This is a genomic window from Curtobacterium sp. MCSS17_011, from assembly GCF_003224275.1.
Lineage (GTDB): Bacteria > Actinomycetota > Actinomycetes > Actinomycetales > Microbacteriaceae > Curtobacterium.
This window is the reverse complement of record NZ_QKLE01000005.1, coordinates 71,206-96,019: the sequence shown is the minus strand read 5'-3', so window position 1 is coordinate 96,019 and position 24,814 is coordinate 71,206. Positions and strand designations below refer to the sequence as shown.

Below are 24,814 nucleotides of genomic sequence, written 5' to 3'. Positions count from 1 at the left end.
CTTCGTGCCGGGCCCCTGCCGTGTCAGCTCAGGATGTCCTTAGAGGCGAACCGGCTGTACGCCAGCGCCCCGAACACCACGACGTACCCGAGCTGCAGCACCGCGTTCGAACCGAACGAGTCGAACGAGATGGGGTCGCGCAGCAGGTCGCCGAACCCGAGCCACTGGTGCGAGAACAGGTACGGGTGCAGCCAGTTGAGCTGGGGGAGCTGGTCGAGCACCTGCGACGCCCCGGCGAGCACGACCGTCGCGGCCATCGCGCCGACCGGCACGTTCGTCAGCGTCGACGTGAACATGCCGATCGCCACGAGCCCGAGCATCGACATCGCGACGTACAACGCGAGCAGCAGGGCACGGCCGGCGTACGACCAACCGCCCACCTGGGTGCCGGACAGCAGCGTGACGGGGCCGATCGGGAACAGCACGGCACCGATCGCGGCACCGACCAGCACCACCAGCAGCGTGGCGGCCAGGCAGAACGCGACCGCACCGGCGAACCTCACCAGGACGAACCGCACGCGGCCCGTCGGTGCGACGAGCAGGTATCGGATCGTGCCGTGGCTCGCCTCGCCCGCGACGGTGTCACCGGCCACCACGCCGACGGTCAGCGGCAGGAACAGCGGGATCGACACGGTCAGTGCGGTGAACGCCACGAACAGGCCGTTGTTGGTGATGTCGCCGAGGAACGCCGGCCCGCCGTCGTTGCCGTCGGTGGTGAGCTTCACGGCGACCGCGATCAGGATCGGCACGAGCGCGAGTGCCCCGAGCATCGCCCAGGTGCGGCGACGCCGGAACACCAGCGCGAGTTCGGAACCGAGCAGTGCGAACGGGCGCTGCCGGCGGCGGACGGGCAGGTCGCGCACGGCCGCGTCAGGCTGCGACATCGAATCCCTCTCCGGTGAGTGCGACGAACAGGTCTTCGAGGGTGCCGCCGCCCACCGTCAGGCCGCGCACCCGGACGTCGGCGCGCACGAGTTCCGCGGTGATCGTCTCGGGCAGCAGCGCGTTCGGCAGGTCGGCCACCAGCACGTCCGCCCCGCCGTCGTGCCGCGGGGTGAGCCCGAGCCGGGTGAGGACGGTAGCGGCCTGCCCGATGTCGGGCGTCCGCACGGTCACGGTCCGGGCCCCGGCTGCGCGCAGCTCGTCGAGGGGGCCCTGCGCGACGATCTTGCCCGTCCGCATGACGGCCGCGTGCGTGCAGACCTGTTCGATCTCGGCCAGCAGGTGGCTCGACACGAACACCGTGGTGCCGTCGTCGGCCAGGGAGTGGATGAGGTTGCGGACCTCGCGCGTGCCCTGCGGGTCGAGGCCGTTCGTCGGCTCGTCGAGCACCAGCAGGTCGCGCGGTGACAGCAGGGCGTTCGCGAGACCGAGCCGCTGCTTCATGCCGAGGGAGTACGCGTGCGCCTTCTTGTCGGCCGCGTGGGTCAGCCCGACGCGGTCGAGGGCACCGGCCACGCGGGCCTTGCGGGTGCGCGGGTCCGACGTGGGGTCGGCGGCGTCGAAGCGCTGCAGGTTCGCCCGGCCGGACAGGTACGGGTAGAAGGCCGGTCCCTCGACGAGCGCGCCGACGCGGGGCAGGACGTCGTGCAGCGCCTTCGGCATCGGTTCGCCGAGCAGCTCGATGGTGCCGCCGCTCGCGCTCGAGAGCCCGAGCAGCATCCGGATCGTGGTGGTCTTGCCGGAACCGTTCGGCCCGAGGAACCCGAACACCGCGCCGCGCGGCACCGCCAGGTCGATCCCGTCGACCGCGCGCTGCTTGCGGAACACCTTCTGGAGGCCCGTGGTGCGGATCGCCAGGTCGGGCGCCGCACCGGCCGTGCTCGCCTGGTGGTCGGCTGAGCTCGCCTCGTGGTCGTCCGCGCTCACTTCGCGGCGTCGACCAGGGAGGCGACCGGGACGGCACCCGCGAGCACGCGGCCGTCGTCGGTCAGGTAGACCGAGACGAGCGACGTCTGCACTGCACGGCCGCCGTCGACGGGCTTCGTCAGCTGGTCGAGCAGACGGGATGCCTCGCCCTCGCCCTCGAGCCCGGACCGGTCGACCGTGCCGGCGGGGAGCTCGGCGATGGTGCTCCAGCCCGTGCCGGTGAAGGTCGGCTCGTCACCGCTCGGGGTGCCACGGTGGTCGCCGTGCTCGCCCTTCGCGTGGGATCCGGCCTCGGCCAGGTCCTTCTCGGTCACCTTCGCGTTCGACGGCGGGGTGAAGTCGAAGAGTCTGGCCGCCGGGGCGCCGTAGTCGAGGCTCGTGAACCCGACCTGCACCGCGGGGTCGTCCGCGCCTGCGGCCTGGACGCTCGCGCGGAGCGGGAGTCCGGTCTGCTGGTCGACGGCCAGCCGGACGGCTCCGACGAGGGTGTCGGACGACTTCGGCGTCAGGGTGATCTGCCAGGCGTCGTGTCCGGCGACGCTGACCTCGGTCGGCTTCGACACGGTGGTGGTCGGGGTGATCGCGTCGATGGCCTGCCGGGCGATGTCGGCCGGTGTGGTCGTGCCGTCCTGCAGGTCCTTCGCGGTGTCGCTCGGCAGGGTCACGTGCGTGGCCGAGCGCTCCTTCGAGTCCCAGGTCCAGACGTCCGAGCCGTTGCGGACGACGTCCTGCTCGGCGAGCTGCTGCGTCAGCTGGATGCGCTGCTTGTCGGGGCCGTCGACGTAGACACGGGCGGTGTGCGACGCGGTGAGCAGCCCGAGCACGTCGGAGGCGTCGCCCTCGAGCGAGGAGCCGCCGGACCCGGTGGGCAGTTCGGGGAGGCCCAGCGCGCTCGTCTGCGAGAGCTTGCCCGAGTACTGGGCGTCCGACGACTTCGCGATGCTGGCGATGACGGCCGCGGCGCTGGGGTTCGTCCCCGCGATCGGGTCGTTCGCGGCGTTCGCGATCATCGGGGCGGCAACGGCGCCGGCGACGACGACCGGTGCGATGACGGCTGGCAGCCAGGCTGACTTCTTCATCGGGTTCCCCTCGTGGAGCATTGGAGTCGTGGGTACGGTACGTCCGGCCCCCGACAGGCAGCTGGGCGTTGCGCGGGCTCTACGCCTGTGCGTCGACGCCGGCGGGAGCGCTGCCGTCGTACTCGCAGATCGCGTTCACCTTGTCGGCACTCGCGCTGGAGGTGTCGAATGTGTAGCCGAGCCACTCCTTCGCCAGACGCCGCGCGAGCTCGATGCCGACGACACGCTGCCCCATGCAGAGGACCTGGGCGTCGTTCGACAGGACCGACCGCTCCACGCTGTAGGAGTCGTGCGCGGTGACGGCACGGATGCCCGGCACCTTGTTGGCGCTGATCGCTACACCGAGTCCGGTGCCGCAGATCAGGATCGCCCGGTCGGCCTCGCCGTTCGCCACCAGCCGTGCGGCGTCGACGGCGACGTGCGGGTACGCGGTGTGGCCGTCCGCGTCGACGCCGACGTCCCGCACGTCGGACACCCGGTCGTCGGCGAGCAGGTCGGCCTTGATGATCTCCTTGTAGTCGAACCCGGCGTCGTCGGACCCGATCACGAGACGGTACGTCATGTCTGTGCTCCTCCCGCGCCCCGAGGTTCCGGGCGCTTCAGAACCAGTCTGCGACGGCCGTGGACATCTGTCCAGCACACAATTTCTGCGTTGCGCGTGGCGGTAGCATCGCACCATGTCGGCCGAGACCCCCACCCCGGACGGAGCCCGCACCCGGTTCCCGCTGGACACCGTCTACCAGGCGGCGCGGATGTACTACCTCGAAGACGCCACGCAGGTCGAGATCGCCTCGCGCCTCGGTGTCTCGCGCCCGACCGTCTCGCGGCTCGTGGCCGAGGCTCGCAAGGCCGGACTCGTCCGCATCGAGGTCGTCGACCCGTTCCAGGACGAGACCGTCGCGCTCGCCGAACGACTGCAGGTCGTGCTCGGGCTCCGCGCCGTGCACCTCGCCGCGGTCACCCATGCCGCCACGCTCGGCGCCGACCTGGCTGCACCGCTGGCCGCCGCGGTCGAGGGCATGGGTCTCGTTCCCGGCGACGCCGTCCTGATGTCGTCCGGCCGCACCGTGTACGACGTCGCCCGGTCAGGCATGCCGACGATGCCCGGTGTTCAGCTCGTCCCGACCGTGGGCGGGCAGGCCGACCCGATGCCGTGGTTCCAGACCAACGAGATCACCCGGACGGCCGCGGAGCACTCCGGCGCGATCCCGGCGTTCCTGTTCGCCCAGGCGCTGCCGTCCCCGGTGATGCGGTCCACCCTCGACGAGGACCCGGCGTTCCAGCACGTCGTCGGTCTGTGGAGCCGGGCGAAGGGCGCGATCCTCGGCATCGGCGCGCCGACCCACACTCGGGACGCCCTGGCCCGGGGCATCCCGGTCGAGGACGTCGCCTTCGACCGTGCCGCCGGCGACGTCTGCCTGAACTTCTACGCCGCGGACGGCTCGCCGATCGAGTTCCCGGGCAGCGACCGGATGGTGCGGACCTCGCGCGAGGTCCTGTCGACCGTGCCGCACGCGGTCGGGGTCGCCGTCGGTGCCGCGAAGGTGACGAGCATCGTCGCCGCGGTGCGCGGTGGGCTGGTCAACGAGCTGGTGACGGACGCCGCGACGGCGCGTGCCCTGCTCGACGCGCTGGCCTGACGGCCCCGGCTCGGTGCCCGATCCTTCCCATCACGCGTGCGATGGAGGGTGGATTCGGGCATACCTGGTCGTTTCTTCGTGGCAGGTACGCCCGGTTCGGGCAGGTACGCCCGGTTCCGGCAGGTACGCGCGGGTCAGGGGGGCGACCGCAGGCGGCCTGGAGGCGCGGGGCGGGGCCGCACCGCGCCTCCAGGCCGGTCGTCCCCACGTCTAGCGCGTGCGCCGCACGTCCCACAGGTGGTGCACCGGGTCGTGCGCGTAGTAGGTGGCGAGGGTGGCGACGGTGAAGGCGCTGCCGTCGGACCGGAGCCCGGTGCGCTCGAGCACCTCGTCGGGCACCGCCGCGAACGCCCGGGCCGCGCGGTCGGCCGACTCCCGGAGCTCCTCGGCGACGCCCGCGGGGTCCTGCTCGCCGTATCGGTCCTCGACGGCGGTGGCGTCCTGGTCCCAGTTCGGGAACGTCGGGGCGTCCTCGGTGAGCATCAGTTCGAGGCGCTCCGCCATCTTCCGGTGCACGTCCCGCACGTGGGCGCCGTACTCGAGCGGTGACCAGGTGTGGTCGTCCGGACGGTCACGGACGTCGTCGCGTTCGAGGACCGCGGGCCACCCGGCGGTGTTCTCGTCGATGATGCCCGGAACGTCGCGGACGGTCACCGCGCTGCCGTCGTAGCCGCACTCGGGGCACGCGGACTCGATGACCCACGTCCAGTTCTTCGTCTCGGGTTCGATCGCCATGGGCCGATGTTACGGCGTCGTTACTCAGCTTCCGGGTTCGCCGGACTGGTGCCGATCGGCCGTGACCCCCGTCCGGGTGACACGCCGTTCCCTGAGAATCACCGGCCAATGACATTTCGGTTGCTCGGTAACGTCGCTCGCTGTTCTGGGCCGGTTCCCGACGGCCCACCGATCTCTTCGAGGAGCGATGCATGGGTTCCGACCCCAGCAGTACCCACCCCCGACAGCACCGACGGCTGCGCGAGAGCGACGTCACCGTGGTCGACAAGAGCATGATGCGGCGAGCCGTCAGCGGCATGGTCGTCGGCAACACCATGGAGTGGTACGACGTCGGTGTGTACGGCTACCTGGCCGTCACGATGGGGAAGGTCTTCCTGCCGACGGCCGAACCCGCGGTGCAGATCCTGTTCAGCCTCGGGGTGTTCGCGGCGACGTACATCGCGCGGCCGCTCGGTGGCATCGTGTTCGGAGGCCTCGGTGACCGGATCGGTCGGCAGAAGGTGCTCGCGACGACGCTGATCATGATGGCGGCGTCCACGTTCCTGATCGGGGCGCTGCCCGCGTACGCGACGATCGGCGTGTTCGGCCCGATCCTGCTGGTCGTGCTGAAGCTCGCGCAGGGCTTCTCGACCGGTGGTGAGTACGCCGGGGCGACGACCTTCGTCACCGAGTACGCCCCGGACCGCCGTCGCGGGTTCTTCGCGAGCATCCTGGACTTCGGCAGCTACCTGGGCTTCGCGCTCGGTGCCACGGTCGTGTCGGTGCTGCAGCTCACCCTCGGCGACGAGGCGATGACCGCGTACGGCTGGCGGTTCCCGTTCCTGGCGGCCGGTGTGATCGGTGTCGTGGCCATCTACTTCCGCCTGCGGATCGAGGAGTCCCCGGTGTTCCAGGCGACCCAGGCCGCGCAGGAGGCCGCGACCGAGTCCCGTGCGTCCTTCGACGGTGAGCGTCCGGCCAACGTCATCGCGATGGTCCGTCAGCACTGGCGTCCGATCGTCATCGCGATCATGCTCGTCGCCGCGTCGAACACCGTGGGCTACGCCTTGACCTCGTACATGCCGACGTACCTGACCGACTCGCTCGGGTACTCCGCCATCGACGGCACGCTGCTGACGATCCCGGTGCTCCTGCTGCTCGCGGTGATGCTGCCGCTGACCGGCAAGCTCTCCGACCGCCTCGGCCGCCGCGTCGTGATGTGGATCGGTGCCGCCACCACCGTCGTGCTCGTCGTGCCGGCGTTCGTGCTCATCGGGCACGGCGCGCAGTGGTCGACGCTCGCCGGCCTCGGGCTGCTCGCGCTGATGACCGCGCTGTGGGTGTCGAACCAGGCTGCGTCGCTGCCGGCGCTGTTCCCGACCTCGACGCGGTACGGCGGCATGGGCTTCGCCTACAACATCGCGATCGCGGTGTTCGGTGGGACCACGCCCCTGATCGTGCAGGCGCTGCTCACCGCGACGGGTGACGAACTCGCCCCGGCGTACTTCCTGATGGCGATGAGCGTCGTCGGGGCGATCGGTGTCTTCTGCATGAAGGAGTCCTCGCAGCGCCCGCTGCCCGGGTCGATGCCGGCCGTGGAGACCGAGGACGAGGCGAAGGAACTCGTGCTCACGCAGGACACGAACCCGCACCTGGACCTCGGTGACCTGCCGTTCGCAGCGCAGGACGCGGCGGCTGCCGCTGCGCGCGAGGCTGCTGCTCGGGAGGCGTCGCCGGTGCGGTGACGCTGCGCACGCACCGGATGCGTCCGCATGAGACGACGATGCACGCGTCGTTCGACTCGCGTTCTGTCGCAACACGCGTGCGCACCCACCGCCGCGCCGCCGCCCTCACTCGTGCCGGTGCTCCGACGCCGGGTCCACCGCGGGCCACACCGGGAACGGGTCCGGCCAGCCGCGCCACACGTCCGGCCCGGCGAGCAGCTCCGACGGGGTGAGCAGCGCCCCGTCGAGCGCCCGCTCGATCGCCTGGACGTCGAGCTGCTCGCCGACGAACCACAGCGCCTGCCCGATCGGGGCGTCGGCGTCCCACGACGGGTTCGCGGTGGGGTCGAGCGCGAGCATCGACCCGAAGCTCGACCACGAGCCGACGTGGTCCGGCCGGGACGCCAGGCGGAAGAACCCCCGCGACCGCAGCACGCGGCCGTTCACCCCGGCGGACAGGTCCTCGGCGATGACGGACGACAGTCGTCCGGGGTGGAACGGCAGCGGCTCCCGGTAGCGCATCGAGACCAGGGCGTCACGGGCCTCGCGCCCGGTGTCCGCGCCGCTCGACAGTGCCCGCATCCAGCCGGCACCGGTGGCGAGCACCCGCGCGGCTCCACCGTTCGAGGCCGGCAGGTCGGCGGCGCTGCGGATCGCGGGCAGGGCGACGATCACGGCCTGGGGCGCCATCCGGTGCAGCAGTGACACGAGTGCCCGACGCCGACGGCCGGACAGCGGTTCGATGCGGTCGAGGGCGATCACCGTCGCGTACTCGACGAGTGCGGCCATCCGGTCCGCGGCCACGAAGGCGTCGTCGACGTCCGACCACAGCAGGTGCGCGACGTCGTCGGCGCGCAGCACCCCGACGACGTGCCGGAGCACCCGGTCGTCGCCGGTCTCGGACCGTGCCGCGTTGGCGAGCAGCATGCCGACCGCTCGGGCATCGGCTCCGGGGTGCAGGGTGACGACGAGCCCGTGGCCCGCGCCGGGCCCGCAGACCCGGTCGAGCTGGTCGGCCCGGTCAGCCACGGCGCGGGCGGTGGCGAAGGCACTCCCGGCGACGTGCATCCGGTGCCCGTCGGAGATCCGGGCGGCGACGCGGTCGGCGTCGACCTGGTGCAGGGCGGTGACGAGGGTGATGGCAGCAGCACGCATGTCCGCTACTGTAACTGAAAACCGTTCTCAACAAGGAGGCTCGTCGTGAAGGTCCGCAACTCCCTCAAGGCCCTGAAGCAGATCCCCGGTTCGCAGGTGGTCCGACGCCGCGGCCGCGTCTACGTCATCAACAAGAAGAACCCCCGCTGGAACACCCGGCAGGGCTGACGTCAGCGGCGGTCCGTAGGGTGGCGGCATGCGACTGCTGCTCATCCGCCACGGCCAGACCCCCGCGAACGTGCACGGCATCCTCGATGCCGTGGTGCCCGGACCGGGGCTGACGGAGCTCGGGCAGCAGCAGGCCGACGCCCTGCCGACAGCGCTCGCCGACCGGGGGATCGAGCGACTGTTCGTGTCGTCGATGGTCCGCACGCAGATCACCGCGGCGCCCCTCGCGACCTCGCTCGGCCTCGAGCCCGTGGTGCTGCCCGGTCTGCGCGAGATCGAGGCCGGCGACACCCAGGGCAAGAACGACACGGTGTCCGTGCAGACCTACATCTCGACCGTGCACGGCTGGTCCGGCGGCGACCGCACGACCCGGATGCCCGGTGCCGAGAGCGGCACCGAGTTCTTCGAGCGCTACGACGACGCCGTGCGGCAGATCGAGGCCACCGGGGTGGCGGTCGCCGCTGCCGTGAGCCACGGTGCCGCGATCCGCACGTGGGCGAGCGCCGCTGCGCAGAACACCCCCGACCACTTCGGCACGAAGCGCCACCTCGAGAACACCGGCATCGTCGAGCTCGAGGGCTCGTTCGCCGACGGCTGGCGCCTGGTCGACTGGGAAGGCGAGCCGGTCGGCGGTGACCAGCTCATCGACCGCACGGCGCTCGACCCCACCGGCGAGCGTTTCTGACGCGACCAGCAGGCAGACAGGAGGCCCGGTACCAGCTGGTACCGGGCCTCCCGTCCGTCTGCGTGCGTGCGTCGACTACGCGAGCTGCGACGCCGATGCGGACGTCAGCGGCACGATCACGCCGTGCGACTCGCGCAGGACGTCGAGCGTGCGCTGGACCTCGTCCGCGCGCTCCTCGGTCGTCCAGCCGAGCGCCTCGGCGAGCACGTCGGCCAGCTCGTCGAGCAGGTCGATGGTGACGCCGCCGACGAACGCCAGGTTGGTGCGGCGCAGGACGACGTCGACCAGGTGGACGGCCTGCTCGTGGCGGGCGAAGTACGCGACCTCGGCGCGGGTGAGCGACGGGTCGGACTCGAGCGGCTCGACCGGGCCGTCGGTCAGGACGTCCACGACCTCGGCGGCACGGGTGCCGTAGCGCTCGAGCAGCCCCTCGACCAGGGACTCGTCCAGACCGTCGCGGTGCGACTTGATCCACAGGGCGCGCTGGGCGTCGGTGGTCGGGAACTCCTTGCCACCGCCGATCGGCATGCCGGTGGTGTCGACCTTGCGGCCCATGCCGAGCTTGGTCGTCGCCTCGGTGGACAGGTGTGCAGCGAGGGCACGGAAGGTCGTCCACTTGCCACCGACGAGCGACAGCACGGTCGACTTCGGCAGCCCGGCGATCTGGGTGTCCACGATCCGGTAGTCACGGGACACGAAGCCGGGGGCGGTGTCCTCGTGGCGGGGGAGCGGACGGATGCCGGAGTAGCTGTAGACGATGTGGTCGCGGGTGACGTCGATCTGCGGGAACACGTGCTTCACGAGCCCGAAGAAGTAGTCGATCTCCTCGTCGGTCGTCGTGACCGGCTTCGCGGGGTCGGCGTCGATGTCGGTCGTGCCGATGAGCACCCGGCCCTTGAGCGGGTAGATGAGGACGATGCGGCCGTCGTCGTTCTCGAAGAACAACTCGCGGCCCTTGGTGGCCTCGAGCAGCTCGTCGTTGTGCACGACGATGTGCGAGCCCTTCGTGCCGCCCATGAACTTCGTCTCGCCGCCGAACGCCTCGTTCGTCAGGTCGGTCCAGGGGCCGGAGGCGTTGATCACGACGTCGGCGGTGAAGACGAACTCGTCGCCGGTCTCGCGGTCGCGGAGCAGGACGCCGCCGTCGCGGGTGCCGGCTGCCTCGACGTAGTTGGTTGCGCGTGCGGTCGCGGCGGAGCCGGTCCCGGTGCCGGCGGTCAGGCCGTCCTTCAGGACGTCGAGGGCCAGGCGCTCGGGCTCGTGCACACTCGCGTCGTAGTAGGTGCCCGTGTACTTCAGGTCCTTGTTGAGGGCCGGCATGTCCTCGAGTGCGGCCTTCTTCGTGCGGAAGACGTGCTTCGGCACCGAACCGCCGTCACGCGAGAAGGAGTCGTAGATCGTCATGCCGATCTTGATGAGCATCGCGCCGCGCTCCTTGGTGGAGCGCTGCTTGTGCGTCAGCATGCGCAGCGGGGCGTTCATGATGCCGGAGAACGTCGAGAAGATCGGCATCGTCGTCTGCAGCGGCTTGACGTAGTGCGGGGCGATCCGGATCAGGCCGTTGCGCTCCTGCACGCTCTCGCGCACCAGGCGGAACTCGCCGTTCTCCAGGTAACGGATGCCGCCGTGGATCATGTGGCTCGAGGCCGCGGAGGCGCCGGAGGCGTAGTCGCCACGCTCGACCAGGGCGACGTCGACGCCCTGGAGTGCGAGGTCGCGGAACGTCGCGATGCCGTTGATGCCGCCGCCGACGACGAGGACCTGCGCGTTCGGGCGCTCGGTGAGGGCGGTCACCGTGTTCCGGGGCTGTGTCTTCTTCGACATGGTTCGTCGCTTCCTTCGTCTGTTCGTGGGGTCAGGATCGATCGTGCGCTCGTTCGACAGGACGGGCAACTCCCGTGCACGAACGTGCAGCACACGTGTCGTCCAGCCCCGACACGGCCGTCACGAGGCGCGGCAGGGGTTGCAGAGGCCCTGCACGTCCGTGCATGGTTGCGTTCGACAGATCGGAGCACTCTTGAGCGATGCGGCTCAGCCCATGCGCACGCAGCAGGCGCTGCGCGCCGCCCACCTGTACTACCTGCAGGACCTGACGATGGACGCGATCGCCGACGAACTCGGCACCTCGCGCTCCTCGGTGTCGCGGCTGCTGAAGTACGCCAGGGACACCGGGCTCGTCGACATCCAGATCCGGTCGCCCCTCGACCAGGCCGCTGCTCTGAGCCGGAGCATCCGCTCGCGCTTCGGCGTGCACGCGCACGTCGTCCCGGTGCCGGACCACACGAGCGACGTCGACCGGCTCGAGCGGGTCGCCCTGTCCGCCGCCCGGATCCTGACGCAGTACGTCGAGTCGAACATGGTCATCGGGATCTCGTGGGGCTCCACGGTCAGCGCGGTCAGCCGCTACCTGGTGCCGAAGACCACCCACGGCTCGACGATCGTGCAGATCAACGGCGCCGCGAACACCCGCACCACCGGCATCGTCTACGCGTCCGAGATCCTGCGCCGGTTCGGCGAGGCCTACGGGGCGTTCGTGCAGCAGTTCCCGGTGCCGGCGTTCTTCGACGACCCCGCGACGAAGGAGGCCCTGTTCCGGGAGCGCTCGATCCGCCGTGTGCTCGACCTGCACGAGCGGATGGACCTCGTGGTGTTCGGCGTCGGTGCCCCGCAGGCCCCGGTGCCCTCGCACGTGTACTCCGGCGGGTACCTCGACCCCGAGGACCGCGACGAGCTCACGCAGGCGGGGGTCGTCGGGGACGTCTCGACGGTGTTCTACCGGGCCGACGGCTCGTGGAAGGACATCGGGGTGAACGCACGGGCCGGCGCTCCGGACCTCGACACGATCAAGCGCGCGCCGCGGCGGGTCTGCGTCGTCGCCGGGCGGTCGAAGGCGGCGTCGCTGCGGGGCGCGCTGGCCGCCGGGCTCATCACGGACCTGATCCTGGACGAGAGCGTGGGGCAGGCGATCCTGCAGCCCTGAGTCAGGACCTGACGCAGTTTGTCGGTGGTCCGTCGTAAGTTCTCGAGCATGGTGCTTTCTCTCGAACAGCCCGGTGAGCGGTACTTCCGACGGATGGTCGGCAGCGACGTCGACCAGGCGCTCGCGTTCTTCACGGGCGACTACGCCTTCCGAGCACCACTGGTCCGTCGCACCCACGAGAACGCCTACTGGGACTTCGCCGGCGTCGGTGACGAGCGGATGTCGCTGCGGTCGTCGCGGTTCATGGTCGACCTGCTGAGCGAGAGCCAGGTCGACGACGAGTTCCTGGTCGCCTGGATGCGGAGCGGTTCGAGCCGGATCACCTCGGGCGGCGAGACCCACGAGCTCGAGGCCGGGGTGCCGGTCGTGCTGCCCTTCGCCGAGCCCTACGCCCTGCACCACCGGGACATCGCCCTGAACCTGGTGCACCTGGACCGCGACTTCGTCCGGGCGGTCGCCGGCGACGACGACTTCGCCTTCGAGCCCATGCGCCGTCCGACGGCCGACGGCATCGCGCTGTGGCGTTCGGTGGTGCGGAAGTACTCCGCCACGTGGCTCGACGTCGACCGGCCGATGAGCCCGAGCGTGCAGCACGACATCGCCGAGGCGTTCGCCACCGCGGCGATCCGGGCGTTCCCGCAGCGCAGCAAGTGGCGTGCGACGGTGTCCGGCAGCGGCCCCGAGCACGACCGTCTGCGTCGGGCGCTCGAGTTCGTGCACGAGCACGCGCGCGAAGCGATCGGTACCCCGGACATCGCGGCGGCGGCGGGGCTCAGCCCGCGCGGGCTGCAGCAGTCCCTCCGTCGGCACCTCGACCAGACGCCGGGGGAACTCCTGCGCGGCGTGCGACTCGACGGTGCGCGGACCGACCTGGTCGGCAGCGGCCTCGACGAGACGACGGTGGCCGAGGTCGCCCGGACGTGGGGCTTCGGGCACCTCGGGCGCTTCTCGGCGACCTACCGCAGCCGCTTCGGGGAACTGCCGAGCGAGTCGCTGCGCGGGCGCTGAGGCCCGTTCGGCCGAATCTCGTCGCACCGATGAGTCCGTAGCTGTCGGGATGTTCGGTGTGGTGCCGTCTCCGGCGAACCCGGTGCTCAATGGACGGGACGAACGCACCGCCCACGAAGGAGTCCGCATGCGCATCGGCGTCCCCACCGAGATCAAGAACAACGAGTACCGCGTCGCCGCCACACCCGCCGGGGTCGCCGAACTGGGGTCGCACGGCCACCAGGTCCTGGTGCAGACCGGTGCCGGTGCCGGTTCGGCCTTCACCGACGACGAGTACCGCACCGCCGGCGCCACGATCGTCGACACTGCGGCCGAGGTCTGGGAGCGCGCCGAGCTGATCCTCAAGGTGAAGGAGCCGGTCGCGTCGGAGTACCCGATGATCCGACCGGGCCAGGTGCTCTTCACCTACCTGCACCTCGCCGCCGACCGACCCCTGACCGATGCCCTCATCGACTCCGGCGCGACGGCGATCGCCTACGAGACCGTGCAGCTGCCGGACCGCTCGCTGCCCCTGCTGTCACCGATGTCCGAGGTCGCCGGGCGCTTGTCCGCGCAGGTCGGCGCGTTCCACCTGATGCGCACGAACGGCGGGCGCGGGCTGCTGCTCGGCGGGGTCCCCGGTACGCCGATGGGCCGCGTGGTCGTCATCGGCGGCGGCGTCGCGGGGGAGCACGCCGCCACGATGGCGCTCGGCATGGGTGCTGACGTCACCGTGTTCGACATCAGCCTGCCGCGGCTCCGAGCCCTGGACGCCCGGTTCGACGGCCGGGTCACGACCCTGCGGTCGTCGGCGCACGCCATCGCCGAGGCCCTGCGCGACGCCGACCTGGTGATCGGTTCGGTCCTGATCCCCGGGGCGTCCGCGCCGAAGCTCGTGACCGACGCGATGGTCGCCGACATGCGGGCCGGATCGGTCCTCGTCGACATCGCCATCGACCAGGGCGGCTGCTTCGAGGGCTCCCACCCGACCACCCACGACGACCCCACCTTCGCCGTGCACGACACCGTGTACTACTGCGTCGCGAACATGCCCGGCGCCGTCCCGCGTACGAGCACGATCTCGCTGACGAACGCCACGCTGCCGTACGCCGTCGCGATCGCCGACCGTGGTTGGGAAGCCGCGCTCGAGGCCGACCCCGCACTCGCCGCCGGCCTGAACGTGCACGCCGGCCGGGTCACGAACGCCGCGGTCGCCGCCGCACACGGCCTGGTGGCGGCCGCGCGCTGAGGCCGGGCCCGATCGCGAAAGCGACACTTCCCCGCCGAACATTTGCGGGGAAGTGTCGCTCTCGCGGGGTGGACGGGGCCGGCCCGGCGGGTTCTGTCGCTCTCGCGACACGCACCCCGACCCCGTCTGCCCGCGACGGCCCGTCGGGCTGGATCGCGAAAGCGACACTTCTCCGCCGAACATCCGCGGAGAAGTGTCGCTTTCGCGGGGTGGACATGGGCGGCGCGGCGAGACCTGTCGCCCTCACGCCACAGACCCCAGCCCCGTCAGCCCGCGACGGAGTCCGCCCGGCCGAACCCCGGGGTCGTCGCCCGGCCCTCGCCCGCTCCGGACCACCCGGCGCGGGCACGCACCACCACCGTCACGACGACCACGGCCGCCGCAGCCACCACGGCCGCGACCGCCGTCGGCACGGAGACGAGCGGCCCCTCGAACCGGGCGACCGCGACCCACGCAAGACCCCATGCGAGCGAGGCCATCGGCGCCAGGCGTCCACGACCCCACAGCGCGATGAGGACCCCGACGAGTCCGGCCACCGCGGCGACGACCACGCCCCACGGGTCCTGCCCGAGCCCGAAGCCCCGGAAGCCCGCCGCCGTCAGCACCGCGGCGGTGTTCGCGGCCGTCGCGACGCAGACCCACCCGAGGTACAGCCCGAAGGTGCCGTCGGTCAGGATCGCCTCGACCACACCGCGGGACGGGGTGCGCCGCAGGATCGTGAACGTCCAGATCAGCACGACGAGCAGTGCGAGGATGATCGGCTCGCTCGCCCACAGGAACCCGAACTGCACCGACAGGATCCAGGCGGCGTTGAGCAGCAGGGACAGCACCGCCGGCGCCACCAGCCGCTCGTGCCGTTCGTCGTTCGCGGTGCGGAAGAGCTGCAGGACCGCGTAGCCGATGAGCCCGGCGTAGACCGCGCTCCAGATCGAGAAGGCCGGGCCGTCCGGGGCGATCGCGGTCGAGGACGCGGACAGCGCGCCACCGGCGGCGTCCTGGATGGGCGTGCCGCCGGCAGCGCCCGACCCCACGTACGCGCCGATGACGGCGACGACCGCGCTCACGGCCACCGCGATGCGCTTCCAGATCCTCTTCATGACAGTCCCTTTCGTCAGCATGCTGATCACCTGCACGGTAGGCGGCCGGCGCCGACGGTCGTGCAGCGCGCGTTCAGGCAGGACGCCGGACGCATGGCGGGCGTGCCACGGGCCTCCAGGCCGGAGACCGGCCACCCTGCGTACGGTGGTCGCGTGAGCGTCGAACTGAACACCGTCTACATCGACCGGATCGCCCCGATCGCGAGTCCGTCCCTCGACGACACCTTCCGGATGCTCGACGAGCAGGGCGCCAGCGCGTGCATCGTCCTGCACCAACCCGACGCCCAGGAACTCGGCGACGTCGCAGTGGCCCTCGGCCTGCACGAGCTCGCCGTCGAGGACTCCGCCGAGGGGCACCAGCGGCCGAAGCTCGAGCGCTACGGCTCGACGCTGTTCGTGGTGCTCAAGCCGGCGCTGTACAACGACCAGCAGGAGGAGGTGGCGTTCGGCGAGGTGCACGCCTTCGTCGGTGAGACGTTCTTCCTCGTCGTCGTGAAGGCCGACCCCCGCGGCGAGCAGACCGTTCCCCGCGCGCTGCAGCGGATGAGCGGCAAGCCCGGCCTGGTGACCGTCGGGCCGCAGGCGCAGCTCTGGGCGCTCATGGACTCCATCGTCGACGGCTACGTGCCGGTGATCGACGGGCTCGAGGAGGACATCAACCAGATTGAGGACCAGCTGTTCTCGGGCGAGGCCGGGGTGTCCCGCCGCGTGTACGAGCTGTTCGGCGAGGTCGTCGACTTCCAGCGCGCCGCCCGACCCCTCATCCACATCATCGAGAACCTGCACCGCGGCGCCGAGAAGTACCACCTGCCCATCGAGATGCAGCGCCGGTTCCGCGACGTCCTCGACCACGCGATCCGGGTGGTGGAGCGCCTCGACACGTTCCGGCAGCTGCTGCAGAACGCGCTGACCGTCGACTCCACCCTGGCGGCGCAGAAGCAGAACGACGACACGAAGAAGATCTCCGGCTGGGCGGCGATCCTGTTCGCCCCGACGCTCATCGCCGCCATCTACGGTATGAACTTCACGCACATGCCCGAACTCGGCTGGACGTGGGGGTACCCGCTGTCGATCGTCGCGATGATCCTGTTCGCCGCGATCCTGTACGTGGTGTTCAAGGTCAAGCGCTGGTTCTGAGCCGCGCCGCAGCCGGAGACGCGCCGCCGCCGGATTTGCAGCGGACGGCCCCGGACCGGAAAGCTCTGACGTGCAACGACGCCGACTGGAGCCCGCATGCCGCACGAACTCGTCCACCTGACCGCAGGCGGCGTCTCGCTCGTCCTGGACTGCCGCGACGACGCGCTCCCCGCCGTCGTGCACTGGGGAGCGGCTCTCGGCCCGCTCGACACCGACGCGCTGACGGCCCTCGCCGACGCCGACGTCGCGCCCGTCGCACCGAACGAGATGGACGACCCGGTCCGCCTGTCGGTGCTGCCCGAGCCGCACCGGGGCTGGAGTGGCCGCCCCGGGCTCGCCGGTCACCGTGACGGTGCCGATTGGTCGCCGGCGTTCACGGTCACGTCGATCGCGGTCGCCGACACCACGGTCACCGCCGACGCCGAGGACACCGTCGCCGGGCTCGCCGTCCGGGTGACGATCGAGATGCTCGGTTCCGGGCTCGTCCGGGCCCGTGCGAGCGTGACGAACACCGCCGACGGCGTCTACACCGTCGACGACCTGACGCTCGCGATGCCGATCCCGTCGAGTGCGCGCGAGATCCTGGACTTCGCCGGCCGCTGGGGCAAGGAACGGACCCCGCAGCGCCGCGAACTCGTCGTCGGGACCCACCAGCGCGAGGGGCGGAAGGGCCGCACCGGTACCGACGCCGCCACCGTGCTGACGGTGGGGGAGTCCGGCTTCGGTTTCGCGCACGGCCAGGTCTGGGGCGTCCACACCGCCTGGAGCGGCAACCACCGGCACCACGCCGAACGACTCGCCACCGGCCGCCAGGTCATCGGCGGCGGCGAGCTCCTGTTGCCCGGCGAGGTCCGGCTCGACACCGGTGCCACGTACGAGGGACCGTGGGTGTACTTCGCGCACGGCGACGGCCTCGACGACCAGGCCCGCCGGTTCCACCGCTGGCTCCGCAGCCGCCCGCAGCACCCGACGACGCCGCGGCCGATGACGATCAACGTGTGGGAAGCCGTGTACTTCGACCACGACCTGGCCCGGCTCGTCGACCTCGCCGAGCGTGCCGCGGCCCTCGGCGTCGAACGCTACGTGCTCGACGACGGCTGGTTCCGTGGCCGCCGCGACGACCACGCCGGACTCGGCGACTGGTACGTCGACGAGGACGTCTGGCCGGACGGGCTCGGGCCGCTGGTCGACCGCGTCCGTGCGCTCGGCATGGAGTTCGGCCTGTGGTTCGAACCCGAGATGGTGAACGAGGACAGCGACCTCGCCCGCGCCCACCCGGAGTGGATCCTGCAGGCCGACGGCCGGCTGCCCGCCCGGTCCCGCGACCAGCAGGTGCTGAACCTCGCGATCCCCGAGGCGTTCGACCACGTGCTCGAGCGGATGACGGCGATCATCGGCGAGTACGCGGTCGACGCCGTGAAGTGGGACCACAACCGCGACCTCGTCGAGGCGGGGTTCACCGGCGGTGGCGCAGCGGTCCACGAGCAGACCCTCGCCGCGTACCGGTTGATGGCGACGCTCGGCGAGCGGTTCCCGTCGCTGGAGATCGAGTCGTGCTCGTCGGGCGGTGGTCGGGTCGACCTCGGCGTCATCGAGCACACCGCGCGGGTGTGGGTGTCCGACGACATCGACCCGCTCGAGCGCCAGCAGATGCACCGGTGGACGCAGCAGCTCCTGCCGCCGGAGCTGCTCGGGGCGCACATCGCGAGCGGCCGGAACCACACGACCGGTCGTGTCCACGACCTCGCCTTCCGTGCGGGCACGGCACTCGTCGGCCACCTCGGCATCGAGTGGGACCTGGCCGGGGCGACCGCCGACGAGTCCGCCGCGCTGACCGAGTGGATCGCGCTCTACCGCGAGCTCCGCCCGCTCCTGCACGGCGGTGACCTGGTGCGGTCGGACGAGGTCGACGACGCGCGGCTCGTGTACGGCACGGTCGCGCCGGACCGGCAGCAGGCCGTCTTCTTCCTCGCCAGCGTCGGCCGCTCGGAGGTCTCCGGCACCGGCCGGGTCACCTTCCGCGACCTCGACCCCGCCACGGCGTACCGCGTCGACCCCGTCGTCATCGGCGACGGCCACGACCTGGTGCGGCCCGACTGGTGGTCTGGCCCGCGCGTGTTCAGCGGCCGGGTGCTCGGCACCGTCGGCCTGCAGCCACCGCTCATGCCGGCCGACTGCGTGGTGCCGTTCCGGGTGACGGCCGTCTGACGGCGGGTGGCCGGGGCACCCGGCCTGGAGGCCCGTCCCACGTCCGGCGGGCCCGTCGCGGTCCGTCATCGGGTGCGTGCAGCCCGTTAGGCTTCCGGTCATGCCGCACTCCGGACACGCGACCCCGGTCTGGGCCCTCAAGCTCGCCGTCGTCACCGCCCTGGTGGGCGTCTCCGGCGGCATCGCCGGCATCGCGGTCTGGCTCGCGCTCCAGCTCATCCAGTTCGTCGCCTTCGGCTACGGGTTCGGCGGGCACCTCGAGGCGGCCGACGCATCGTCCGGGCTGAACCGGTTCCTCGCGCTCACGGCGGCCGGCGTCCTGACCGGGTTCGCCTGGTGGGCGCTCCGTCGGTGGGGGCGCTCGATCGTCTCGGTCACCGCGGCCGTCGACGGCAAGCGGATGCCGGCGCTGGCGACGCTCGCGAACGCCGGCATCCAGATCCTGGCCGTGGGGCTCGGTGCGTCCATCGGCAAAGAGGTTGCGCCGCGCGAGGTCGGGGCCTGGCTCGCACAGCTCGTCACCCGACGTGCCGGGCTGACGGCGCGCGAGACGAAGATCCTCGTCGCCTGCGGCGCCGCGGCCGGCCTCGCGGCCGTGTACGACGTGCCACTCGGGGGTGCGCTGTTCGCGGTCGAGGTCCTCCTCGGCGAGATCAGCTTCGCGACCGCCCTGCCCGCCTTCGCCACGAGTGCCGTCGCCGCCATCACCGCCCGGCTCGTGATCCCGGACGAGGTGCTGTACCACGTGCCCGCCATGCACCTGACGCCGTCGCTGCTCGTCTGGGCGATCGTCGTGGGGCCGTTGCTCGGGCTCGCCGGGGTCGGGTTCGTCAAGCTGACCAACCGGTTGCAGGGCATCGCGCCGAAGGGCTGGCACCTGCTTGTCGTGCTGCCGGTCGTGTTCGCGATGGTGGGGCTCATCGCGATCCCGTTCCCGGAGATCCTCGGCAACGGGCGGGCGCTCGGCCTCGTCGCGATGAACAGCACGCTCGACGACTCGTCCTTCGCCGGCCTCTCGCCGATCGTCCTCCTGCTGCTGCTCGGTGTCCTGCGGACCGTGACCACCTCGGCCACCATCGGCGCGGGTGCGGTCGGTGGCACGCTGACCCCCTCGATCGCCATCGGTTCGGCGATCGGCGGAGGACTGGGCGGGGCGTGGCTGCTGCTGTGGCCGGCTGACGGCCCGAGCCTTGCGGCCTTCGCGTTCGTCGGTGCCGCGGCCTTCCTCGCCACCACCATGCGGGCACCGTTCACCGCCCTCGTGCTGGTCGTCGAGTTCACCCAGCAGGGCACCGACATCCTGGTGCCGTCGCTGCTCGCGGTGTCCGGCGCGGTCGCCGTCGGGTACGTGCTCGCCCGTCGTCGCAGCGCCCAGATGGTGTGAAGACCCCGAACGTCCCGGTACGGACGGCGGCCGGGCGGCCTACTGTCGGCGCAAGGACGGAGCGATGGGTTCCGCACCGAGACGAGGAGCAGCCGATGGCGGGGTTCGACGACATCACGAAGAAGGCGCAGGAGTTCCTGAAGGACGGCAAGGTCCAGGACGCCCTGCAGAGTGAGAAGGCCGAGGGTGTCAGCGACAAGGTGCTCGGCGGCGTGGCCGACGCGGTCAAGAAGGCCACCGGCGGCAAGTACGACGACAAGATCGACGGCGCCCGCGACGCAGCGGACAAGAAGCTCGGCAACGAGTAGCGACCGACGTGTGAGCGGCCCCGGACCACGACGGTCCGGGGCCGTCGCCGTGCCGACTGGACGTGGTCGGGAACAACGGACACCATGGACGGGTTGCTCCGGACAGCAGCACCAGGAGGACGAGACGTGACAGTCGTGGCGCCGAACCAGCCGCTCACCGAAACCGAGGTCGAGGCGATCAAGCGGGACTTCCCGATCCTCGCGCAGGACGTGAACGGGCAGCCGTTGGCGTACCTGGACTCCGGAGCGACGGCGGAGCGCCCGCGCCAGGTCCTCGACGCCGAGCGCCGGTTCCTCGAACACGACAACGCCGCCGTCCACCGCGGGGCCCACACGCTCGCGGCGCTCAGCACCGACGCCTACGAGGACGCTCGTGCCACCGTCGCCGGCTTCATCGGCGCCGCTGCTCCGACCGAGGTCGTGTGGACCGCGAACGCCACCGACGCGCTCAACCTCGTCGCCTACGGCATGGCCAACGCCAGCCGTGGCCGCGGCGGTGCCCAAGCCGAGCGCTTCCGTCTGGGCGTCGGTGACGAGATCCTCGTGACCGAGGCCGAACACCACGCCAACCTCGTGCCGTGGCAGGAGCTCGCCGCCCTGACCGGTGCCACCCTGCGCTGGATCCCGGTCGCCGACGACGGCACCTGGACCGCCGACGACGCCGCCGCGCTGATCACCGACCGCACGAAGGTCGTCGCGTTCTCGCACGTCTCGAACGTCACCGGGATGATCGCACCCGTCGAGCAGGTCGTCGGTCTCGCCCACGCCCGCGGTGCCCTCGTGGTGCTCGACGCCTGCCAGTCCGCGCCGCACCGCCCCCTCGACGTGCAGCAGCTCGGTGTGGACTTCGCCGCGTTCTCCGGGCACAAGATGCTCGGCCCGAACGGCGTCGGCGTGCTCTGGGGTCGTGCCGAGCTGCTGGACGCCCTGCCGCCGTTCCGCACCGGCGGCTCGATGATCACGACCGTGACGATGGAGGGCTCCGACTTCATGCCGGCGCCCGAGCGGTTCGAGGCCGGCACCCAGCCCGTGTCGCAGGCCGTCGCCCTCGCCGAAGCCGTCCGGTACCTGCAGGGCATCGGCATGGAGCGGGTCCGCGCCCACGAGGAGCACCTCGCCCGTCGGATGCTCGACGGCCTCGCCACCGTGCCCGGCATCCGGGTGGTCGGCCCGCCGGCCGGCGTCCCACGCTCCGGCCTGGTGTCGTTCGACGTCGACGGCGTGCACGCCCACGACGTCTCGCAGTTCCTCGACGCGCAGGGCATCGCCGTGCGTTCCGGACACCACTGCGCCCAGCCCCTGCACCGCCGCCTCGGCCTCGTCGCGACGAGCCGGGCGAGCACGTACGTCTACACGACCGAGCACGACGTCGACCGGTTCCTCGCAGCCGTCGCCGAGGTCCGCGACTACTTCGGAGCGACCGCGTGAACGCCCTCGACAGCCTGTACCAGCAGGTGATCCTCGACCACGCGAAGGCCCGTCACGGTGACGGCGAACTGGCCGACGCCGACGCGTCGCACTTCGAGCGGAACCCCACGTGCGGCGACGAGATCACCGTCAGCCTGCGGCTCGAACCCGGCACCGACCGCATCGCCGGGCTCGCCTGGCAGGGCGACGGCTGCTCGATCTCGATGGCCTCGGCATCCGTCCTCACCGACATGGCCGTCGGCCGCACCGTGGCCGAGCTCCTCGCGCTGACCGAGGAGTTCCGCACCATGATGCGATCGCGCGGCGTGGGCGAGCCCGACGAGGACGTCCTCAAGGACCTCGTCGCCTTCCACGGCGTCTCGAAGTTCGTCATGCGCGTCAAGTGCGGCATGCTCGCCTGGGTCGCGGCGGAAGCCGCCGCGCGCGAGGCGACCGCGTCCCGCTGAGCCGGGTGCCGCTTGCGATCGCAAGCACCGGACGGCCGGGAGGCCCGTTGCGGGCCCGCCTCGCGCCTCCCGTCAGCGGTCGGTCGCCGACCGGCCCCCGGAAGGCTTGAATGGTATGCCTATTCAAGGGGCGCGATGATCTTCGAGACGGAGCGACCCGGCGCAGCCCGGGCCGACGCGATCGTGCAGGCGTACCTGGCCGAGGTCGCGTCGCGGTGGTACGGGCGAGCGGCGACGTCGGCCGAGGTCGACCGGGCGATGGTCGACGAGCCCTTCGACGACCTGCAGGGGGACTCCGGCGTGTTCGTCATCGCCGCCGACGGGGGAGCCGCGGTCGCCTGCGCCGGCGTGCGCTTCGTGGGTACCGTCGGCGAGCTGACGAAGGTGTTCACGGTGCCGGAACACCGCGGGCGGGGCGTCGGTTCGGCGCTCCTGCGCCAGGTCGAGGACGTCTGCCGGGCACGCGGGATGACGTCGTTGCGGCTGGACACGCGGGCCGAGCTCGCCGAGGCCCGTGCGCTCTACGAACGGCTCGGCTTCGTCCGGGTCGACCCGTTCAACGACGACCCGTACTCCGACCGCTGGTACGCCAAGTCGATCGCTGCGACCTAGCGATCAGGCGATGACGCCGATCTCACGCAGCGCGTCACCGACGCTGATGCGCTCGTTCCGATCCTGCGCCTGTGCCCAGCGGGCCTCCGCGCGCGCGATGGCCTGGTCGTCGAGCCCGAGGAGCGCGTAGAGGCCGTCCAGCTCTCGGGGAACGAGGTCGGCGAGCGGCAGGGGGAACTTCCGTTCGGGGCTCGCGAAGCCCTGCTGCGCGAGCTGTTCGAGCACATCCGGGTCGGTTTCTCGCTGTTCCATGAGCAGGACGACGGTTCGCGACCGGGTGGTCCCGGACAGGAAGGCGGACCGGATGTTCGCGTCCGGGTCCGTTGCGACGGCGATCTCGACGGCGAGGGGGAGGTCCTCTTCGCACGCGAGCTCCCAGCGCTGCGAGGTGTCCCCGTGGATCGCCGTGAGCATGTCCGGGTGGACGCCGAAGCCGCGCTCGCCCCGGGCCGGGGAGGATGACGTCGTCGCCTTCGCGGCGTCGTCGTGTCGCGCCGTCGGGAAGCCGACGCCCGCGTAGACGGTGTGCGCGATCGGCAGGAACTGGAGTGCCTCGTGCAGCGCGGTCGCCGCGTCCTGCACCGCCGGGGCCGTCACGTCTCCGTCGGCGACCTGGAGTGCCGTGGCGTAGGTCAACAGCGCCGCATGCTGCTGCTCGACGGCCCCCGCGAACATCTCCTTGCCCCTGGCGGCGTCGCCGAGGAGTCGAGGGTCCAGATGCAGGGTGACGGCGCTCGGGTCCTGCAGGTGTCCCCGTGGCGTGCCACCGCTCGACATCGTGAAGCTGAAGGTCTCGTCGTCGGGCACGTCGGCATTGGTCACACCGCTGACGTTAGCGGCTCAGGGCAACGTGACGACGAGCTTCCGGGCGGAGACGCCGGCGCGGAGCTCGGCGAGGGCGTCCGGGATCGTGGCGAGTCCCGATCCGACGACGGATGCGGTCGGGGTGGCACGGTACCTCCCGGTGCGGAGCGCCTCGGGCAGGAAGTCGCGGTAGATCGCGGGGCCGACCTCGGACTCCGTCGGGCGGCCGCCCCAGATCGCGGTGACGTGGACCCCGTGTCGGCGCTCGAGCCGCGCACGGATCGTCGTCACCGGCGTCGGGTACGCCGAGGCGAGTCGGCCGGAGCCGGTGGCTGCCCGGACGATCGGGAGCGTGCGGGTCAGCGAGCCCTGGCCGAAGGCGAGGGTGCCGGCGAGCTCCCGGTCGGCGAGTGCGTCGAGGATCCGGAGTGCGGCACCGTCGTCGCGGTAGTCGAACACGGCCTCGGCCCCGAGGGACTGCACGAACGCGTGGTTCTTCGGCGATGCGGTGCCGATCACGGCGTACCCGGCGGCCCGGGCGAGCTGGACGGCGTTGGCGCCGACGCTCGTGGATGCACCCCACACCAGGACGACCCCGTCGCGGTCGACCGCATCGGCCGTCGGGAGCGACAGCGCGAGCTGGTCCGGTTCGAAGAGACCTGCCGCGGCGGTCGAGACGGCGAGCGGCAGGACCGCTGCCTGCTCGGCGGGCAGGGCATCCGGAACGGGGGTCGTCACCCGGTCGAGCAGCAGGACCAGGTGCTGGAAGGCCCCTTCGGCAGCACTGTTCCGGTGCTGCTCCTGCCCCGCCGCGTGCCCGACGACCCGGTCGCCCACACGGAACCGATCGACGCCGGCACCGATCGCGACCACGGTGCCGGCGACGTCCGACCCGAGGACCGCGGGGAACCGCAGCCTCGGGAACACCAGGTGTCGGAAGAGCCCGCCGACGGCGTCGACCGGGTTGACGGCGACGGCCTCGGCACGGACGACGAGTTCGCCGGGGCCGGGCTGGGGGACCGGCGCGGGTCCGACGGTGAACCGCCCGGTCGACGTGGTCCAGAGTGCTGCGTTGCCCGATGACGACATGGTGTCCCCGATCTCTTCCTCGAAGTGAGTCATGACACGACGTGTCATCGC

The 24,814-nt window shown here is 71.6% G+C and carries 24 protein-coding genes; 14 read left to right on the top strand and 10 right to left on the bottom strand.

From position 1 onward, the window contains the following. Positions 1 to 23 precede the first annotated feature (23 nt). The 4 genes from DEJ17_RS05585 to DEJ17_RS05570 form a co-directional block, all read right to left on the bottom strand. The gene (locus DEJ17_RS05585) at positions 24 to 884 is read right to left on the bottom strand and encodes an ABC transporter permease (protein ID WP_110892452.1); all 861 of its coding nucleotides are present in this window, start codon (positions 882 to 884) and stop codon (positions 24 to 26) included. Continuing rightward, entirely contained in the window at positions 871 to 1,869 is a 999-nt protein-coding gene (locus DEJ17_RS05580; protein WP_375342557.1) for an ABC transporter ATP-binding protein, read from the bottom strand. Before DEJ17_RS05580 ends, DEJ17_RS05585 begins: the two co-directional genes overlap by 14 nt. Beyond that, positions 1,866 to 2,948, bottom strand: coding sequence for an outer membrane lipoprotein carrier protein LolA (locus DEJ17_RS05575; RefSeq protein ID WP_146239638.1), 1,083 nt, complete (start codon positions 2,946 to 2,948; stop codon positions 1,866 to 1,868). Before DEJ17_RS05575 ends, DEJ17_RS05580 begins: the two co-directional genes overlap by 4 nt. A gap of 79 nt (positions 2,949 to 3,027) precedes the next feature. After that, complete coding sequence (locus DEJ17_RS05570; protein WP_110892450.1) at positions 3,028 to 3,510, bottom strand: ribose-5-phosphate isomerase; 483 nt, start codon at positions 3,508 to 3,510, stop codon at positions 3,028 to 3,030. Positions 3,511 to 3,625: 115 nt separating this feature from the next. Here DEJ17_RS05570 and DEJ17_RS05565 point away from each other — a divergent pair, with 115 nt between their 5' ends. Then, on the top strand, positions 3,626 to 4,588 hold the full coding sequence (locus tag DEJ17_RS05565; protein WP_110892449.1) for a sugar-binding transcriptional regulator: 963 nt from the start codon (positions 3,626 to 3,628) through the stop codon (positions 4,586 to 4,588). Between the two features lie 210 nt (positions 4,589 to 4,798). On the opposite strand, the gene DEJ17_RS05560 is transcribed toward DEJ17_RS05565, so the two are convergent. Continuing rightward, entirely contained in the window at positions 4,799 to 5,323 is a 525-nt protein-coding gene (locus tag DEJ17_RS05560) for a DinB family protein (protein ID WP_110892448.1), read from the bottom strand. A 191-nt stretch (positions 5,324 to 5,514) separates the two neighbouring features. Here DEJ17_RS05560 and DEJ17_RS05555 point away from each other — a divergent pair, with 191 nt between their 5' ends. Then, positions 5,515 to 7,047 (top strand): MFS transporter, encoded by a 1,533-nt coding sequence (locus DEJ17_RS05555; RefSeq protein ID WP_110892447.1) that lies wholly within the window; start codon positions 5,515 to 5,517, stop codon positions 7,045 to 7,047. A gap of 105 nt (positions 7,048 to 7,152) precedes the next feature. On the opposite strand, the gene DEJ17_RS05550 is transcribed toward DEJ17_RS05555, so the two are convergent. Then, entirely contained in the window at positions 7,153 to 8,181 is a 1,029-nt protein-coding gene (locus tag DEJ17_RS05550; RefSeq protein ID WP_110892446.1) for a GTP-binding protein, read from the bottom strand. A 45-nt stretch (positions 8,182 to 8,226) separates the two neighbouring features. Here DEJ17_RS05550 and ykgO point away from each other — a divergent pair, with 45 nt between their 5' ends. Both ykgO and DEJ17_RS05540 read left to right on the top strand, forming a co-directional pair. Further along, on the top strand, positions 8,227 to 8,349 hold the full coding sequence (gene ykgO, locus DEJ17_RS05545; RefSeq protein ID WP_071247691.1) for a type B 50S ribosomal protein L36: 123 nt from the start codon (positions 8,227 to 8,229) through the stop codon (positions 8,347 to 8,349). Positions 8,350 to 8,377: 28 nt separating this feature from the next. Beyond that, on the top strand, positions 8,378 to 9,034 hold the full coding sequence (locus tag DEJ17_RS05540; RefSeq protein WP_110892445.1) for a histidine phosphatase family protein: 657 nt from the start codon (positions 8,378 to 8,380) through the stop codon (positions 9,032 to 9,034). A gap of 75 nt (positions 9,035 to 9,109) precedes the next feature. On the opposite strand, the gene DEJ17_RS05535 is transcribed toward DEJ17_RS05540, so the two are convergent. Further along, positions 9,110 to 10,858 carry a glycerol-3-phosphate dehydrogenase/oxidase gene (locus DEJ17_RS05535; RefSeq protein ID WP_110892444.1) on the bottom strand — a complete coding sequence of 583 codons (1,749 nt, stop codon included), beginning with the start codon at positions 10,856 to 10,858 and terminating at the stop codon, positions 9,110 to 9,112. Positions 10,859 to 11,072: 214 nt separating this feature from the next. Here DEJ17_RS05535 and DEJ17_RS05530 point away from each other — a divergent pair, with 214 nt between their 5' ends. The 3 genes from DEJ17_RS05530 (at position 11,073) to ald (ending at position 14,250) form a co-directional block, all read left to right on the top strand. After that, positions 11,073 to 12,014 (top strand): sugar-binding transcriptional regulator, encoded by a 942-nt coding sequence (locus DEJ17_RS05530; protein ID WP_110862278.1) that lies wholly within the window; start codon positions 11,073 to 11,075, stop codon positions 12,012 to 12,014. Between the two features lie 48 nt (positions 12,015 to 12,062). Further along, a complete protein-coding gene (locus DEJ17_RS05525; protein ID WP_146239637.1) occupies positions 12,063 to 13,022 on the top strand; it encodes an AraC family transcriptional regulator in 960 nt (319 codons plus the stop codon). 127 nt (positions 13,023 to 13,149) lie between these two features. Then, positions 13,150 to 14,250 (top strand): alanine dehydrogenase, encoded by a 1,101-nt coding sequence (gene ald / locus DEJ17_RS05520; RefSeq protein ID WP_110892544.1) that lies wholly within the window; start codon positions 13,150 to 13,152, stop codon positions 14,248 to 14,250. Between the two features lie 266 nt (positions 14,251 to 14,516). Here ald and DEJ17_RS05515 read toward each other — a convergent pair whose 3' ends face one another. Further along, complete coding sequence (locus tag DEJ17_RS05515) at positions 14,517 to 15,347, bottom strand: TspO/MBR family protein (protein WP_110892442.1); 831 nt, start codon at positions 15,345 to 15,347, stop codon at positions 14,517 to 14,519. Between the two features lie 153 nt (positions 15,348 to 15,500). Here DEJ17_RS05515 and DEJ17_RS05510 point away from each other — a divergent pair, with 153 nt between their 5' ends. The 7 genes from DEJ17_RS05510 to DEJ17_RS05480 all read left to right on the top strand — a co-directional run bounded on the left by DEJ17_RS05510 (position 15,501) and on the right by DEJ17_RS05480 (position 22,870). Continuing rightward, a complete protein-coding gene (locus DEJ17_RS05510) occupies positions 15,501 to 16,484 on the top strand; it encodes a magnesium and cobalt transport protein CorA (protein ID WP_110892441.1) in 984 nt (327 codons plus the stop codon). Between the two features lie 96 nt (positions 16,485 to 16,580). Then, a complete protein-coding gene (locus DEJ17_RS05505; RefSeq protein ID WP_110892440.1) occupies positions 16,581 to 18,692 on the top strand; it encodes an alpha-galactosidase in 2,112 nt (703 codons plus the stop codon). Between the two features lie 100 nt (positions 18,693 to 18,792). Continuing rightward, positions 18,793 to 20,076 (top strand): chloride channel protein, encoded by a 1,284-nt coding sequence (locus DEJ17_RS05500; protein ID WP_110892439.1) that lies wholly within the window; start codon positions 18,793 to 18,795, stop codon positions 20,074 to 20,076. Positions 20,077 to 20,171: 95 nt separating this feature from the next. Next, positions 20,172 to 20,384 (top strand): Rv0909 family putative TA system antitoxin, encoded by a 213-nt coding sequence (locus DEJ17_RS05495; RefSeq protein WP_110892438.1) that lies wholly within the window; start codon positions 20,172 to 20,174, stop codon positions 20,382 to 20,384. 135 nt (positions 20,385 to 20,519) lie between these two features. After that, positions 20,520 to 21,812, top strand: a complete 1,293-nt coding sequence (locus DEJ17_RS05490; protein WP_110892437.1) for an aminotransferase class V-fold PLP-dependent enzyme — start codon at positions 20,520 to 20,522, stop codon at positions 21,810 to 21,812. Continuing rightward, on the top strand, positions 21,809 to 22,258 hold the full coding sequence (gene sufU / locus DEJ17_RS05485; protein WP_110892436.1) for a Fe-S cluster assembly sulfur transfer protein SufU: 450 nt from the start codon (positions 21,809 to 21,811) through the stop codon (positions 22,256 to 22,258). The genes DEJ17_RS05490 and sufU overlap by 4 nt, the downstream gene beginning before the upstream one ends. Before the next feature lie 135 nt (positions 22,259 to 22,393). Further along, entirely contained in the window at positions 22,394 to 22,870 is a 477-nt protein-coding gene (locus DEJ17_RS05480) for a GNAT family N-acetyltransferase (RefSeq protein WP_110892435.1), read from the top strand. Between the two features lie 3 nt (positions 22,871 to 22,873). Here the strand turns inward: DEJ17_RS05480 and DEJ17_RS05475 are convergent, their stop codons facing one another. Further along, positions 22,874 to 23,692 carry a hypothetical protein gene (locus tag DEJ17_RS05475; RefSeq protein WP_110892434.1) on the bottom strand — a complete coding sequence of 273 codons (819 nt, stop codon included), beginning with the start codon at positions 23,690 to 23,692 and terminating at the stop codon, positions 22,874 to 22,876. An 18-nt stretch (positions 23,693 to 23,710) separates the two neighbouring features. Next, positions 23,711 to 24,796, bottom strand: a complete 1,086-nt coding sequence (locus DEJ17_RS05470; protein ID WP_258366672.1) for a zinc-binding alcohol dehydrogenase family protein — start codon at positions 24,794 to 24,796, stop codon at positions 23,711 to 23,713. Positions 24,797 to 24,814: the final 18 nt, after the last annotated feature.

Coding starts and splice junctions, on each gene's coding strand:
- DEJ17_RS05585 (WP_110892452.1), bottom strand. CDS start 884: ATGTCGCAGCCTGACGCGGCCGTGCGCGACCTGCCCGTCCGCCGCCGG.
- DEJ17_RS05575 (WP_146239638.1), bottom strand. CDS start 2,948: ATGAAGAAGTCAGCCTGGCTGCCAGCCGTCATCGCACCGGTCGTCGTC.
- DEJ17_RS05570 (WP_110892450.1), bottom strand. CDS start 3,510: ATGACGTACCGTCTCGTGATCGGGTCCGACGACGCCGGGTTCGACTAC.
- DEJ17_RS05565 (WP_110892449.1), top strand. CDS start 3,626: ATGTCGGCCGAGACCCCCACCCCGGACGGAGCCCGCACCCGGTTCCCG.
- DEJ17_RS05560 (WP_110892448.1), bottom strand. CDS start 5,323: ATGGCGATCGAACCCGAGACGAAGAACTGGACGTGGGTCATCGAGTCC.
- DEJ17_RS05555 (WP_110892447.1), top strand. CDS start 5,515: ATGGGTTCCGACCCCAGCAGTACCCACCCCCGACAGCACCGACGGCTG.
- DEJ17_RS05550 (WP_110892446.1), bottom strand. CDS start 8,181: ATGCGTGCTGCTGCCATCACCCTCGTCACCGCCCTGCACCAGGTCGAC.
- DEJ17_RS05540 (WP_110892445.1), top strand. CDS start 8,378: ATGCGACTGCTGCTCATCCGCCACGGCCAGACCCCCGCGAACGTGCAC.
- DEJ17_RS05535 (WP_110892444.1), bottom strand. CDS start 10,858: ATGTCGAAGAAGACACAGCCCCGGAACACGGTGACCGCCCTCACCGAG.
- DEJ17_RS05530 (WP_110862278.1), top strand. CDS start 11,073: ATGCGCACGCAGCAGGCGCTGCGCGCCGCCCACCTGTACTACCTGCAG.
- DEJ17_RS05525 (WP_146239637.1), top strand. CDS start 12,063: ATGGTGCTTTCTCTCGAACAGCCCGGTGAGCGGTACTTCCGACGGATG.
- ald (WP_110892544.1), top strand. CDS start 13,150: ATGCGCATCGGCGTCCCCACCGAGATCAAGAACAACGAGTACCGCGTC.
- DEJ17_RS05515 (WP_110892442.1), bottom strand. CDS start 15,347: ATGAAGAGGATCTGGAAGCGCATCGCGGTGGCCGTGAGCGCGGTCGTC.
- DEJ17_RS05505 (WP_110892440.1), top strand. CDS start 16,581: ATGCCGCACGAACTCGTCCACCTGACCGCAGGCGGCGTCTCGCTCGTC.
- DEJ17_RS05500 (WP_110892439.1), top strand. CDS start 18,793: ATGCCGCACTCCGGACACGCGACCCCGGTCTGGGCCCTCAAGCTCGCC.
- DEJ17_RS05495 (WP_110892438.1), top strand. CDS start 20,172: ATGGCGGGGTTCGACGACATCACGAAGAAGGCGCAGGAGTTCCTGAAG.
- DEJ17_RS05480 (WP_110892435.1), top strand. CDS start 22,394: ATGATCTTCGAGACGGAGCGACCCGGCGCAGCCCGGGCCGACGCGATC.
- DEJ17_RS05470 (WP_258366672.1), bottom strand. CDS start 24,796: ATGACTCACTTCGAGGAAGAGATCGGGGACACCATGTCGTCATCGGGC.